Raw genomic sequence first — 12,377 nt, forward strand, 5'->3', positions numbered from 1 at the left:
TTGACTGGTTATGAGAGAAGGTAGAATTGCGATTCCGTCGCTGAACAACGGCGGGATCGACGGGAAAAGAGCGGGACATTTCGGGCACTGTGACGTTTTCACCTTGATCGATGTGGTCGACGGCAAAATTCAATCGGTTTCGACCATCCCTAACGAAGAGCATGTCCAGGGGGGGTGTATGGTACCGGTCAATCTGCTGGCCAGGAACAAGGTCAACGCCCTCATTGTCGGCGGCATTGGCATGCGGCCCCTGATGGGATTCCGCCAAATGGGGATCGATGTCTACTATGACGCCGAGCGTATCGATATTCAGCCGGTGGTGGCGGATCTTATCGCCGGCACCCTGCCGATGATCGATGAAACCCAGGTTTGCGGCGGCGGGGGCGGTCGTATTTGATGGAAACGGAGAATAATATTATGAAGATAGCAGTTACATCCAAGGGCACCGATATCCAATCGGCGGTGGACCCGAGGTTCGGACGCGCGGCCTACATCCTGATCGTCGATTCGGAATTGGAAAATCTTGAAGTTATCGATAACCAGAAAAACGTGGACGCTTTCAAGGGCGCCGGTATTCAGGCGGCGGCGACTCTCGGCGAAAAACAGGTTGATGTTCTCCTGACGGGCTATTGTGGCCCCAACGCCTTCAGAACCCTTCAGGCCGCCGGCATCAAGGTGGCCAACGACGCCAATAACTGCGGTACCGTTGAAGCGGCCGTAAAGGCTTTCAACGAAGGCCGCCTTGCGTTCCTGAAAGACGCCAATGTGGACGGCCACTGGTAAACACCAGGTTGAATAGCAGCCGGCGGAGGGAATCGAATCGACTCGCCCCTCCGTCGGCCGCTTGAAGGCACACCCTATCCCGTCCCATGGTTTTTGTGTTGCGCAGGCTTGAGGTTCCTGAGACCCTAACCTGAAGCGGCTGGGCGTACCCGATGGCAAGTTGGATAACGCTCGTCAATCGGGAGCGCCTGACGCGGCCGCCGTCGCGAGCCTGTTGATCAGACCCGCCTGAAAGCCTGCACCGAAACCGTTGTCGATATTGACGACCGACACCCCGGCGGCACAGGTATTGAGCATGCCCAGGAGGGCGGCAATGCCGCCGAAACTCGCTCCATAGCCGACGCTCGTCGGAACGGCAATGACCGGGTATGGCACCATCCCCCCCACAACGCTGGGAAGGGCTCCCTCCATTCCGGCCGCCACCACCGCCACATTGGCCCGGAAGAGGTCCTTTCGGGCCGCCAGAAGCCGGTGGATGCCGGCTACTCCGACATCGAAGATCCGGGTCACCCGATTGCCGAGAATTTCAGCGGTGACCGCGGCCTCTTCAGCTACCGGAATATCGGACGTTCCTGCACAGACCACGGCGATATTTCCCACAGCGGCAACCGGACGGGGATGCATGACGATGATCCTCGCCGTTGGATAAAAGACGGCGTCGGGGATGGCTTTCCGAATTTCCGTGAAAACTTCGGGACGAACCCGCGTCGCCATAATATTGTCGTGACATTGGATCAGCCGGAGACCGATTCCGACGATCTGTTCCACCGTTTTCCCTTCGGCGTATATGACTTCGGGGACGCCTGTCCTGAGGCACCGGTGCGTGTCCACCTGCGCATAGCCCAGGTCTGAAAGCGGCAGTTGCTTCATGATGTCGAGAGCGCGCCCGACGCTGAGAGATCCGTTCCCGACGGCCTCCAGAACTTGCTTCAGTTCTTTCTCTTCCATTGTTTCTTCTTTCTGGTTTTCCTTTCCCGATTTTCTGCGTTGACCAGGCGCCGCCATCATCCGGAATGGGTTACAGGCTGTAGCGTATGCGATATTTCCCCCTACCCGAAATAGAAATTCGACTGAGGCTCTTTACTGGGAAAAATTTCGGATTAGTTTATTATTTAGCATTTCAGATGAGAAATGACGTCAAAAAAGGAGGTGCCATTATGGATGGTTTGAACATAAAAGTCAAAAACAACAGCTTGGCCGTGATATCCAAGTTGATGCACAATGCTTGTGCCAAATACGAGTGCAGCGTTATCTATAACGCTGAAACCAACACGGTTAAGTTCTCAGGGGACGACAGCCTGAGATCCCTTGTCATTGAAGATACCATGAATCTTTTCAAAAAAAACTGATGACCCGGTGCAGAGCGGCAAGTTTCAAGGCGAATGGAAGAGATAATCGGCATCCGCTTCGTCATCGGCTCCGCTGATCAGACCGTCGGACACTCGCGGCAGCATCACCGCCTGCGGCAGGGTGCTTCGTTTCCGGATTTGTGCGGGGATCCCCATCTTCCAGGCATGCCCCCTCCCGGCAATGACGATCATCAGCATGTCGGGGCGGCTGTAGAGATAGTCGAGCGCATGAATCGCCATGACTTTGTCCCATACCAGCTGGGCTTCACAAAAATAGGTGAGATTGAGTTGACCATGACCCTGCATCCCATGAGATTTTTTAATAAAAGTCATGTAATTTTTGTCCACGTGGCAGGTGACCATCGGCAGGGCTTTCCGTTGCTTCGGATCGAGGGACTGGAAGCCGCCTTTGGCCACCTGACGTGTAATGTCTTTTGATACATTGAGTCCCACCACCGGAATCTTTTCATCCCTGGCATAATTCAGAATATCGCTGTAAAGCGACCAGGAAAAATTCCAGTTGTCATAATAGACGGCCTTGAAATCAGCGGAGGACGACTCACCGGCGACCCAGCGATCGAGTGCGGCTTGATCGTCCTTTCGGAACATTTCCATACCGATTGCGACCTTTGCCCCGGAACCATGAAGCGCCTTTATAACCGCGAGCTGGACATCGTGGTGTCTCTTTTGATCGTGAATTTCTCCGATGAACAGGATGCGGTTTCGAATCAGATCGGGTACGACGTCGGAAAGCGGCATCTCCCGTTGTCTGACGAGATCGGTAAGGCGGATTTCGGAAGCGGATACGATATTGCCGAACAACAGGAGTGCAACGGAAAGGAGGCCTGTAAGAATCCGGTTCGTTTTCATGGAACCCTCCGGTGCGAAAAGGGGTGATCTAAAAGTGGTGAACCAGGGGGGATGCCGTCACCGGCCAGACCCCTTTGTCCCGGTTCTGGGCGGCTTTGAAAACCAGATAACCGTATTTCCCGTAGTGGGGGATCTTTCGTAATATCGCTTCGATCGTGCCCGCCGATCCGTCGTCGAACACAGTGAATAGCGCAGAGACGTGCTTTTCGGAAAAGGGATGGCGGAACACCATGAAGAAGGCGTGGCCTTTTGTCGGATAGGCGGTGCCGCCGATGCGGATGAATTTATCCTCTCGGACCACCGATGCCGGCAGGTCACGCATCAGGTCGGGATTTCGGGGCACCCCCATGAAAATGATGTCCTTTTCCCGGATGACATCGGGCGTGACCCTGGATTCTTCGATGATTTCTGCCGAATCGATGCCTAAGGCCGCAATGAGGAGACGTGCCCGGGTGTTCCCTTCAACCGACGGTTCCGGAACCACCACCAGCGCAGCCTTCGATCCTCTGAGGCTGTTGACCGACGGGGTGAGTTCAGCCGGATGGAGCCTCCGGAAAATGTCGGCGTCCGGATCGATGGCGAGTCTTGCCGGCGTGCCGGATTCTGCGGGAACATCGATGGCGAAGCGCGCGGTTTCCCCGTCCATGTCGACGGCGGTCCGGATCTCTCCCTTGGAAGAGAAAATCGTGACCGGCACCCGTACGCGGTAAACAGGGCCTGTTTGGCGAAGGGTTCCGCCGACGCGGTAGATGCCGTTCTCCCGGCGGGATGTCACGTCTTTCAGAACGAGCTGCACGGCACCCGGTCGATCGATCCACTGAGTGAAGAACGGTTTAAGGGAACGGCCGTGGACCTCTTCGAAGACGGTTTCGATCTCCTGCCAGGAGACGGGTTTGAAGAGATAGTTCTGGTAAAGTGTTCTGAGTGCCTCCCAGAATGCGCCGTCTCCCACCTCTTGACGGAGCATATGGAAAACCATGGCGCCTTTGTCGTAGCCGACGACCTTGGTGGTCGGGTCGACGCGGCTTATGAACGCGCTCAGGGGGAAGTCTCGGTCGGGTCCGGCGACGGCGGCATAATTCCGGAGAAGCTGTCGTCGGTAGGCAGCCCCTTCCTCGGCCGAGGCGTGTTCATGATAGAGGTAATCGGATACGTAAGTGGTCAGTCCTTCGCACCAGTTTCCGCGGGAGGCGTCGACCCCGACGCCGTTGCCCCACCAGCAATGCGCAATCTCATGCCCCAGGCTGGTTTCTTTGATAAACGGGAGGTGAAGCACCTGGGTTCCCATCAGTGTGTAGGAAGGGAAACCGTATCCGGTTGGAAAGAAATTTTCCACCACAGCGAATTTTTCGAACGGATAAGGACCGAACAGCCCTTCGTAAAAGCGGATGAATCGAGTTATGGCCGCCAGATATCCATCTGAAAGGTGCCGGCTTTGGGGAAAGAGATAGGTGGCTGCGGTGACATCCCCGACAGCGGCCTCGCGGACTTCATAGGGTCCTGCAGAGAGGGCGATGGGCTCAACGGCTCGCTGGATCTCCCAACCGGACAGGGTCATTCCGTTTTCAGTCCGGACACCCATGGATTTACCGGCGGTGACGGCGACCATGCCTGCCGGCCCCGAGACTTCCAGCCGTATGGATGCCGGCGCGTCCACCGTCACAGGATACCACCCGGCTCCGCCAAGCAGAAAGACGCCGTTTTGGGATATGGTGCCCGTGACACCGTACCCGGGGTTGTCGGTGTTGACGGGCAGCATCGGCGCCGGATCATCGAAAAACCCCTCATACCGGATGGTTACTGCCAGAGGATCATCAGGTGCTTCGGCTGAACGGAATTTTGAAGGAATGGGGATGATGAGCCGACCCGAAGGTCGCTTGACCGAGACCGGCGTTCCGTTGATCAGCACCGCCTCAACCCGTACTTTTTCTGAGAGCTCCAATATCAACGCATCCGATTCCATGGTGGGGATGGTGATGAGATCAGACCCGGAAAGTCGGTGTTCAGCTGGAAACAAGCGGATTTTGAGGTCGTGAAGGACCATTCGCGGGCCGTGCCGGGACGACTGCGATCCTGCATCGTCGCAGGAGAAGAATAAGAGCAGGCCCAGAGGCACGATCAGCAAGACAGTCCGGAACCCAATGAACAGCGATAATCGATTCGGCATCGTGACGGTCCTCTCACAGGTCGATATCAGATTCATCAGCCAATATGCCGGAAGATAATCCGAAAACCCATCCTGTCAATTTGGATCGGATACTCATGTGGTTAGGAAGGCTGAAGGCTGAAGGGGTGTGTTTTTGACGAACGGAGCATTCATCCCCCTTCAGTCTGTTCGGCTTTCGGTCGTCAGTCTCTATAGTCTGAAGCGGAGTGTCTGCATCGAATGGAGCGTCCATGCCCCTTCAGCCTTCAGTCTTCAGCCTTCAGCCTCGAAAAAGAACTTGTCAGGAGTGTTCCGATTTGGTAAAAGATACTCTTTTTCATGGATGATTCAACTTTCGCCTTTTACGATATCGACCGCGAAAGCGGCTCCCTGTCGGCAGCGGTCGCTGTATGGCAAAAGTTGCGTCTCTGATTCACGGGAGGAAAAATGCCGTACTATGAATTCGAATGTCCGTCGTGTGGAAAACTCACCGAGGAGCTGGTGAAAGTGGGAACAGAGGAAATCCCCTGCTCCCGGTGCGGCAGGGCCGCTAAAAAAATCATGTCCCGCTGCACCTTCTCGCTGAAAGGCGGCGGGTGGTATGCTGATGGTTATGGGTCATCCAAAACAGGGGCGCCCAAGGCATAAATTTCATTAGAACCCGAATGGAGATGTGAGACCGATCGACCGGGTGTTTTTTTCAGTCCCGACGCATGAATGTCTCTGTTGCACACGGCAGGGGACAATGATGCGCCTGAGAATCAGATGATGGCGTATCTTGGCTGCCGAATGCGTTCGCTGCGGCACAGGGGGCATCGCCCCGGTTTTTTGAAGCGGCTCCGCTCCTTGAATGTAAATCCGCATGAGATGCAGGCGGCCGGAACGATTTTCAGTCGATGTTTCCGGTGTGTCAGGGATTTCGTGATGTGAGATAAATGTTGGTAGACTGCCTTTTCCTGAATGCCGAGGCGTTGCGAAATCTCATAGACGTCATGTTCACCTTCTGACAATACATCGATCATTTGTTCACGGATGGTCGGCATATCCCCTCCTGTGACGGTTTCAGGGTGGCGGGGGGCGGTATTGCCATGGATGAAGCCGGGACGGACAAACGGCCCGATGCGTTCATGGCAACGCCGCCCCCTGTGGATCGATGTGGATCCGATTTAATATCTGGATAACAAAATCCGCTTCCTGCCGCAACTTCTCTTTACAACCCATAGAAATTTGAGTATAAAATAACGTTACGGTATCCTGATGAGAGCGATACCCGAACGCTGCACTGTTTTCCGGGATCATGTTGATGGGGGATATTTCCAGCTTGTCGCTTTTTACACCTTCAAAATCCTTTGTCGTGGACAATTTGACGGAAGCCTCTGCGGCTTGGTTTCTTTTCCGACAGGACAATATTCTGGTGGATGAACGAAACGGCCGCGTGACCGTTCCGCGGGCCGTCACACCGGCGGCGCTGAATATCAACGCCCATCAGCTGCGATGCCTCGGGACGTTATCGCAAACGGCGTGCTATACAGGTGAACTTGTCGATGCCGATCCCGTTCCGGACGGCATGGCCTGTGTGGCCCTCCGGGGTCTTTTCGGCCGGCTCGACGACAGGGTTTACGGCCTTGCCGGAACAGCGCTTCAGCTCGTCAACTGGGATCGAGGACACCGGTATTGCGGTCGGTGCGGGACCGAAACCCTTCTGATGACGAGCGAACGCGCCAGAATTTGTCCGGCGTGCGAGCTGATCAACCACCCCAGAATCTCTCCTGCGGTAATCGTAGCGGTGATCCGTTCGGGTAAGATTCTGCTCGGGCGTTCCGGCCGTTTTCCAAAACCGAATTTTTTCAGCGTTCTGGCCGGATATGTCGAGGTGGGAGAGACGCTGGAGGCTTGCGTTCATCGCGAGGTCATGGAGGAGGTTGGCATCCGAATCCGGAATCTGAGGTATTTCGGCAGCCAGCCGTGGCCTTATTCAGGGGCGCTCATGGCGGCGTTTACCGCTGAATGGGCATCGGGGGAGATCTCCGTCGACGGTGAAGAGATTCTCGAGGCGGGATGGTATGGTCCCCGGGAACTTCCGATGACACCCGGTTTGGGTAGTGTCGCCGCCCGGTTGATCGATTGGTTCAAACACACATACGGATAATCAAGCCGCGACACATGGGAGCCGTTATCAATAGGAGGAGGAATCAGGAGAGAATGACGCTAACCAAGGCATCCATCATTGAGGAAATTCAGAACCAATTGCGGTTCTCCAAAAAGGAGACGACGGAACTCGTCGAAACGCTTTTGGAAATTATGAAGCGAACCCTGGCCGACGGTGAAGACCTTCTCATCAGCGGTTTCGGTAAATTTTGCGTGAAGGAAAAAAAGCAGCGGCGAGGGCGAAATCCCGCTACGGGTGACGATATGCTGCTCTCGCCGAGACAGGTGGTCACCTTTAAATGTTCAGGCAAGCTGAGAGAAAAAATTAACAACGGAACGTGATGGAAACGACTGGACCGATGATTTCACCTGAAGATACGCAATCCTCTACCACCCGAATGGTGGTGGCCGCTCTCATGACCGGCGTGGCCCTGAAGGCGCGGGATGTCGCGGCTTCGATTTCCCGATCCACGGGCAGGGATGTGACCCCGGCCGGAATTTCGGGTATTCTCTCCCGAATCAGCGATCCGTCCCGAAGTGATCTGGGAAATTTCATTCAAAAGCACAAGGCCGGCAACGCCTGGGTCTATACACTGTCTCCGGCCGCAAAGCCGCTTTCCGAAGCCCAGGCCTACGATCTGACCCAGAAAACCGGAGCCGACCGATACACTCTGGCACAGGCACTCCGGGACTATCCGGCGCTTCGACGGAAGATCGCGGGGGAGGTCCGACCCGAGGTGCCAAAGGCGGCCTTTCGTATGGTTCGGAAGTTGGCGGATTCCGTGCGTCCCGGGCGGCGCATCGACTTCACGGCTCGAAAGGCGCCCAGACCATCCGATCACACGGTTGAGCTCTCCATTCAGTATTCCAGCCGGTACGTCCTCAGCATGGCCGCGTCACTGAGGACGTTCATCCTGCTCTGTCTTGCGGCGGTTCTTGCCGTCGGCGCCGCCTGCCTGTTTGTTTACGTCTTCCTTTTTCCAGCCCTGGTGCTGGTATCCGTTGCCGTGATCGCATGGCTCGGTCGGCAATATTTTCGCCGTTCAAGAGAGATTCGATAGCGGGCTTGCGGAAGACCCGGAAAATCTATCACTCTGCCTTAAGGAGGTTGTCATGGAGTGGAGGACCGAAAGGGATTCCATGGGGTCCGTTCAGGTGCCGTCGGATCGGTATTGGGGGGCTCAGACCCAGCGGTCCCTGGAAAATTTTCCCATTGGCGACGAACGCATGCCTCGTGAGGTGATCCGTGCCATGGGGGTTTTGAAAAAGGCTTGTGCCCAGGCCAATATGGATCTGGGGGTGCTGGATCCTGAAATCGGGCGACTCATCGTTCAGGCGGCGGACGAGGTCGCCGGGGGGAATCTGGACGATCACTTTCCCCTGGTGGTGTGGCAGACCGGCAGCGGCACCCAGTCCAACATGAATGCCAACGAGGTCATTGCCAACCGAGCCAATGAAACGGCCGGAGGACGACGAGGGGACAAACACCCGGTTCACCCCAACGACCACGTGAACAGGTCCCAGTCTTCCAACGATACCTTTCCCGCCGTCATGCATATCGCGGCCGTCGAGGCCATCACCCGCCGCCTCATTCCGGCCTTGTCCCATCTCCACCAAGCCCTGGATGAGAAAGTACGGGCGTTCCGCGATATCATCAAGATCGGCAGGACCCATCTCCAGGATGCAACGCCCCTCACCCTGGGTCAGGAATTCTCCGGTTATGCCCGTCAGATCGAACTGGGCATCCATCGTGCCCGGGGATGCATCGATCGTCTTTATCCCCTTGCCGTCGGGGGTACCGCCGTGGGCACGGGACTGAATGCGCCGCCCGGTTTCGATCTCGCCGCGGCCGGGCATATCGCGGCAATCACCGGCCTGCCGTTTTCCGCCGCCGAAAACAAATTCGAGGGCATGGCAGCCCATGACGCCGTGGTGGAGGCCAGCGGGGTCACGAGGATCCTGGCCGGTAGTCTCATGAAGATCGCCAACGACATCCGTTGGCTGGCCAGCGGCCCCCGGTGCGGTATCGGCGAGATCTTCATTCCCGCCAACGAACCGGGAAGTTCCATCATGCCGGGCAAGATCAATCCAACCCAATGCGAGGCCCTCACCATGACGGCGGTCCGGGTTATGGGAAACGATGTCACCGTCGGATTTGCCGGTTCCCAGGGGAACTTCGAACTGAATGTCTTCAAGCCGGTCATGATCTACAGTCTGCTTCAGTCCATCCGTCTCATTTCGGATGCGGTGATGAGCTTCACGGATCGCCTGGTCCAGGGCATCCGCCCCAACAAAGCGCGCATCGACATGCTGATGCAACGGTCCCTGATGCTGGTAACGGCCTTGAGCCCCCATATCGGATACGATCGGGCTGCGGCGGTGGCCCACGAGGCTCATCGTTCCGGAAAGACCTTGAAAGAGACGGCGGTGGCCATGGGTGTGGTGACGGCGGAAGAATTTGACCGGTGGGTGGTACCGGAGGCGATGGTGGGAGGGTTGAAGCCTGGAGATTGAAGGAAAAGAGCCGCGTTATGGTCTACGGAGGCGTTCGTAGAGCCGTCGGCAGAAGTGGTGAAAATCGCTGTCCTCGCGTCGCCGGGGGCGGGACAGGTTGACCCGGATCTCCGCCTGGATGCAGCCCGGGGTTTTGCCCATGACGAGGATCCGGTCGGCCAGGGTGACGGCCTCACTCACGTCGTGGGTGACAAAGAGAATGGTGTGGGAAAAGGTTTTCCAGAGATCCAGCAGCAGGCGCTGCATCTCCTCGCGGGCCTGGGCGTCAAGAGCGGCAAAGGGTTCGTCCATTAAAAGCACCTTGGGTTTCAGGATGAGAACCCGCGCCAGGGCGACCCGCTGTTTCATGCCGCCGGATATGGCGGATGGGCGGTAGTCCCGAAACGGTGCGAGCCCTACCAGTTCAAGGAAACGGTCCACCTCTTCCCGGGCGCGCTTTCTTCCCCGGAACCCTCCCTTCAGCCCGAAAGCGATGTTTTCCGCCACGGTCAACCAGGGGAAAAGCGCCTCCTCCTGAAACACCACGCATCGGTCGGGTCCGGGTTTCGTGACGGGCTTCCCGTTCAGAATCACCGAACCGGCGTCGGGTGGAAGAAAGCCCGACAGGATCTTGAGCAGGGTCGATTTGCCGCATCCGCTGGGGCCCAGTATGCAGATCATCTCCCCGGCGGCCGCCGTAAAGCTGATGTCCTTCAAGACGGTCAATACCTTGTCGTTGACGGAGAAAGACTTTTCCAGCCGGAGAATTTTCAGGGCCGCAGGTGGCGGCGATTCGGACGACGGGCCCGGGATGAGCCTGAGCGAGGCTTTCATCCTGACCGCCGGGCGCTTTTGAATGAGAGCTTCAGCAGACAATCGAGCATCCTGTCGCTGGCCTGGCCCATCACGGCGATGACGATAATGCCGACGATGACGATATCGATACGGCCCAGCATCCGCGCGTCCATGATGACGGCTCCCAGGCCGTAAGGCACCCCCGTCAACTCCCCCAGAACCAGATACGCCCAGGAGACGCCCAACCCCAGCCGGAGACCGGTGACGATGTGGGGCATGGCGGCTGGAATCAGAATGGCGAAGACGCCCCGGATCCGGCCTGTGCCCATCATGGCGCCGGCCTGGAGAAGCAGGATGTCGACCTGGCGAGCGCCCGTCGCGGCGTTGAGGTAGATGGGGAAAAACGCGGCGAGCGCCACCAGGAATATCGTGGTTTTCATCCCGATGCCGAACCAGACGAGCGCCAGGGGCAGCCAGCTGATGCCGGGGACCGCCCGGACGGCGTTGACGGACCCGCTGAGCAGCTGTCGGAAGACGGCCACTCTGCCCGAGAGGATGCCCAGAGGCACTCCCGCCAGAGCGGCGATGAGAAACCCCAGGGCGACCCGCCCGAGGCTGGCCGCCGTGTCGGTCAGGAAGCGTCCGGCATAGGGGGTGCTGCCGGCTGTGCCCAGAATGTAAGCGTATGCGGATCGGGCAATGTCCTTCGGATGGGGAAGGAGGTAGGCGGGGATCCTGTCGGTTTCGCTGATGAAAAACCATCCGGTGATGCAGGCGGCGGGAATGATCCATGGGATCAGCCGCCGTCCTCCGGCGTTGGATTTTTCCATGCCTATGGCTCCGTCCGGACCCGTCCGACAAAGGTGAGATCGATGAGACGATCGTAATCCGGCTCCTGCTCGATGATGCCCAGCGCCTTCATCCGCCGGCCCAGGGCCTTGACCCTTGCGACAAAGGCCTTGTCCATGTCCCAGGTCAACGCCATATTGTCGGCCGCCGCCCTCAAGGTGTCGATGTCGGTGCCAAACGTCGCGGCCTTTGCAAGCCATGCCTCGCGATTCCCCGTCAGGTAGCGAGTGGCACGGGCGTGGGTTTTGACGAGCCGGTATACGGTATCCGGTTTCTGCCGGATCATCTCCCGGGTCACCAGCATGCCTGCGTTGATGGTGCCGATGGATTCCCCGTAATACGGATAGGCGAGAATCCGGCCGTAACCTTTCCGGACGGCCAATGTCGGGAAGGGTTCACCGGAAAGGAAGGCGTCGATGTCGCCCCGGGCCAGGGCTGTTCCCATGTCGAAAAAGTCGATCCGGAGCAGGGTCACATCCTTTTCCGGCGAGAGCCGGTGCCGGGTCAGCGTTTCCCGCAGAAGGATCTCATGCATGGTTCCGGGCACGTAGCCGATTCTTTGTCCCCTGAGATCCTGAACCGATTGGACGGCGCCGTGTTTTTTCACCACTAAAGCCGAACTTTTGTTGCAGAGGGCCGCCACGAGGACCACGGGCTGACCCAGGGTCGAGGCGTGGATGGCGTGGACGATGGTGGTGCCGCACATGTCGAGGCTGCCGGCCAGCAGCGCCGTCTTCTGGTCGGCCGGATTGGTGAAGGGGAAGACCGCCACCTTGTCGCCCCCCTCCATGAATTCCGCGTAAAAAAACGGCTGAATGGTCTGGGCGGTTTTCCATGTCCCGACCCGGAGCGTCCGGGCCGACGTCGCAGCGGGGAGAAGCCCTGTGAGGATGAGCAGGGCGGCCAGGGAGCGGCGAAATCGAATTCTTTTCATGAAGGATACG

Annotated in this window: 16 protein-coding genes; 8 read left to right on the top strand and 8 right to left on the bottom strand. The window is 57.7% G+C overall.

Features of this window, described 5'->3' with window-relative positions; genetic code table 11:
• Nucleotides 1-10 precede the first annotated feature (10 nt).
• A complete protein-coding gene (locus dmul_RS08625) occupies nt 11-397 on the top strand; it encodes a NifB/NifX family molybdenum-iron cluster-binding protein (RefSeq protein WP_020875696.1) in 387 nt (128 codons plus the stop codon).
• A 20-nt stretch (nt 398-417) separates the two neighbouring features.
• Nucleotides 418-783, top strand: coding sequence for a NifB/NifX family molybdenum-iron cluster-binding protein (locus tag dmul_RS08630; protein ID WP_020875697.1), 366 nt, complete (start codon nt 418-420; stop codon nt 781-783).
• Between the two features lie 174 nt (nt 784-957).
• On the opposite strand, the gene larB is transcribed toward dmul_RS08630, so the two are convergent.
• On the bottom strand, nt 958-1,731 hold the full coding sequence (larB, locus tag dmul_RS08635; RefSeq protein ID WP_020875698.1) for a nickel pincer cofactor biosynthesis protein LarB: 774 nt from the start codon (nt 1,729-1,731) through the stop codon (nt 958-960).
• 209 nt (nt 1,732-1,940) lie between these two features.
• On the opposite strand from larB, the gene dmul_RS08640 reads away from it, so the two are divergent.
• On the top strand, nt 1,941-2,132 hold the full coding sequence (locus tag dmul_RS08640; RefSeq protein ID WP_020875699.1) for a hypothetical protein: 192 nt from the start codon (nt 1,941-1,943) through the stop codon (nt 2,130-2,132).
• 24 nt (nt 2,133-2,156) lie between these two features.
• On the opposite strand, the gene dmul_RS08645 is transcribed toward dmul_RS08640, so the two are convergent.
• Both dmul_RS08645 and dmul_RS08650 read right to left on the bottom strand, forming a co-directional pair.
• Nucleotides 2,157-3,002, bottom strand: a complete 846-nt coding sequence (locus dmul_RS08645; protein ID WP_020875700.1) for a ChaN family lipoprotein — start codon at nt 3,000-3,002, stop codon at nt 2,157-2,159.
• Between the two features lie 28 nt (nt 3,003-3,030).
• The gene (locus tag dmul_RS08650; RefSeq protein WP_020875701.1) at nt 3,031-5,169 is read right to left on the bottom strand and encodes a M1 family aminopeptidase; all 2,139 of its coding nucleotides are present in this window, start codon (nt 5,167-5,169) and stop codon (nt 3,031-3,033) included.
• A 426-nt stretch (nt 5,170-5,595) separates the two neighbouring features.
• Here dmul_RS08650 and dmul_RS19715 point away from each other — a divergent pair, with 426 nt between their 5' ends.
• The gene (locus dmul_RS19715) at nt 5,596-5,796 is read left to right on the top strand and encodes an FmdB family zinc ribbon protein (RefSeq protein WP_020875702.1); all 201 of its coding nucleotides are present in this window, start codon (nt 5,596-5,598) and stop codon (nt 5,794-5,796) included.
• A 113-nt stretch (nt 5,797-5,909) separates the two neighbouring features.
• On the opposite strand, the gene dmul_RS08655 is transcribed toward dmul_RS19715, so the two are convergent.
• Both dmul_RS08655 and dmul_RS20460 read right to left on the bottom strand, forming a co-directional pair.
• A complete protein-coding gene (locus dmul_RS08655) occupies nt 5,910-6,191 on the bottom strand; it encodes a transcriptional regulator (RefSeq protein ID WP_020875703.1) in 282 nt (93 codons plus the stop codon).
• Between the two features lie 82 nt (nt 6,192-6,273).
• Nucleotides 6,274-6,510 (bottom strand): hypothetical protein, encoded by a 237-nt coding sequence (locus tag dmul_RS20460; RefSeq protein WP_169433076.1) that lies wholly within the window; start codon nt 6,508-6,510, stop codon nt 6,274-6,276.
• Between dmul_RS20460 and nudC the strand changes: the two genes are divergently transcribed.
• Genes nudC through fumC form a run of 4 tightly spaced genes read left to right on the top strand, consistent with a single transcriptional unit; the run spans nt 6,452 to nt 9,810 of the window.
• On the top strand, nt 6,452-7,297 hold the full coding sequence (nudC, locus tag dmul_RS08660) for an NAD(+) diphosphatase (protein ID WP_020875704.1): 846 nt from the start codon (nt 6,452-6,454) through the stop codon (nt 7,295-7,297). The two genes, dmul_RS20460 and nudC, sit on opposite strands and share 59 nt — an antisense overlap.
• A gap of 53 nt (nt 7,298-7,350) precedes the next feature.
• Nucleotides 7,351-7,638 carry an integration host factor subunit alpha gene (locus dmul_RS08665; RefSeq protein WP_020875705.1) on the top strand — a complete coding sequence of 96 codons (288 nt, stop codon included), beginning with the start codon at nt 7,351-7,353 and terminating at the stop codon, nt 7,636-7,638.
• Nucleotides 7,639-7,655: 17 nt separating this feature from the next.
• A complete protein-coding gene (locus dmul_RS08670; protein ID WP_078081240.1) occupies nt 7,656-8,357 on the top strand; it encodes a hypothetical protein in 702 nt (233 codons plus the stop codon).
• Between the two features lie 52 nt (nt 8,358-8,409).
• Nucleotides 8,410-9,810, top strand: a complete 1,401-nt coding sequence (fumC, locus tag dmul_RS08675) for a class II fumarate hydratase (protein ID WP_020875707.1) — start codon at nt 8,410-8,412, stop codon at nt 9,808-9,810.
• 15 nt (nt 9,811-9,825) lie between these two features.
• On the opposite strand, the gene dmul_RS08680 is transcribed toward fumC, so the two are convergent.
• The 3 genes from dmul_RS08680 to dmul_RS08690 are packed head-to-tail and all read right to left on the bottom strand — an operon-like array spanning nt 9,826 to nt 12,367.
• Nucleotides 9,826-10,665: an ABC transporter ATP-binding protein gene (locus tag dmul_RS08680; protein WP_234979114.1), complete on the bottom strand. Its 840-nt coding sequence runs from the start codon at nt 10,663-10,665 to the stop codon at nt 9,826-9,828.
• Complete coding sequence (locus dmul_RS08685) at nt 10,620-11,414, bottom strand: ABC transporter permease (RefSeq protein WP_020875709.1); 795 nt, start codon at nt 11,412-11,414, stop codon at nt 10,620-10,622. Before dmul_RS08685 ends, dmul_RS08680 begins: the two co-directional genes overlap by 46 nt.
• A 2-nt stretch (nt 11,415-11,416) precedes the next feature.
• Nucleotides 11,417-12,367, bottom strand: coding sequence for an ABC transporter substrate-binding protein (locus dmul_RS08690; RefSeq protein WP_020875710.1), 951 nt, complete (start codon nt 12,365-12,367; stop codon nt 11,417-11,419).
• Nucleotides 12,368-12,377 lie beyond the last annotated feature (10 nt).

Source organism: Desulfococcus multivorans (genome assembly GCF_001854245.1).
Classification (GTDB): Bacteria; Desulfobacterota; Desulfobacteria; order Desulfobacterales; family Desulfococcaceae; genus Desulfococcus; species Desulfococcus multivorans.

Excerpts from the sequence above, each read along its gene's own strand:
- dmul_RS08625 (WP_020875696.1), top strand. The coding sequence starts at position 11 with ATGAGAGAAGGTAGAATTGCGATTCCGTCGCTGAACAACGGCGGGATC.
- dmul_RS08630 (WP_020875697.1), top strand. The coding sequence starts at position 418 with ATGAAGATAGCAGTTACATCCAAGGGCACCGATATCCAATCGGCGGTG.
- larB (WP_020875698.1), bottom strand. The coding sequence starts at position 1,731 with ATGGAAGAGAAAGAACTGAAGCAAGTTCTGGAGGCCGTCGGGAACGGA.
- dmul_RS08640 (WP_020875699.1), top strand. The coding sequence starts at position 1,941 with ATGGATGGTTTGAACATAAAAGTCAAAAACAACAGCTTGGCCGTGATA.
- dmul_RS08645 (WP_020875700.1), bottom strand. The coding sequence starts at position 3,002 with ATGAAAACGAACCGGATTCTTACAGGCCTCCTTTCCGTTGCACTCCTG.
- dmul_RS08650 (WP_020875701.1), bottom strand. The coding sequence starts at position 5,169 with ATGCCGAATCGATTATCGCTGTTCATTGGGTTCCGGACTGTCTTGCTG.
- dmul_RS19715 (WP_020875702.1), top strand. The coding sequence starts at position 5,596 with ATGCCGTACTATGAATTCGAATGTCCGTCGTGTGGAAAACTCACCGAG.
- dmul_RS08655 (WP_020875703.1), bottom strand. The coding sequence starts at position 6,191 with ATGCCGACCATCCGTGAACAAATGATCGATGTATTGTCAGAAGGTGAA.
- nudC (WP_020875704.1), top strand. The coding sequence starts at position 6,452 with ATGGGGGATATTTCCAGCTTGTCGCTTTTTACACCTTCAAAATCCTTT.
- dmul_RS08665 (WP_020875705.1), top strand. The coding sequence starts at position 7,351 with ATGACGCTAACCAAGGCATCCATCATTGAGGAAATTCAGAACCAATTG.
- dmul_RS08670 (WP_078081240.1), top strand. The coding sequence starts at position 7,656 with ATGATTTCACCTGAAGATACGCAATCCTCTACCACCCGAATGGTGGTG.
- fumC (WP_020875707.1), top strand. The coding sequence starts at position 8,410 with ATGGAGTGGAGGACCGAAAGGGATTCCATGGGGTCCGTTCAGGTGCCG.
- dmul_RS08685 (WP_020875709.1), bottom strand. The coding sequence starts at position 11,414 with ATGGAAAAATCCAACGCCGGAGGACGGCGGCTGATCCCATGGATCATT.
- dmul_RS08690 (WP_020875710.1), bottom strand. The coding sequence starts at position 12,367 with ATGAAAAGAATTCGATTTCGCCGCTCCCTGGCCGCCCTGCTCATCCTC.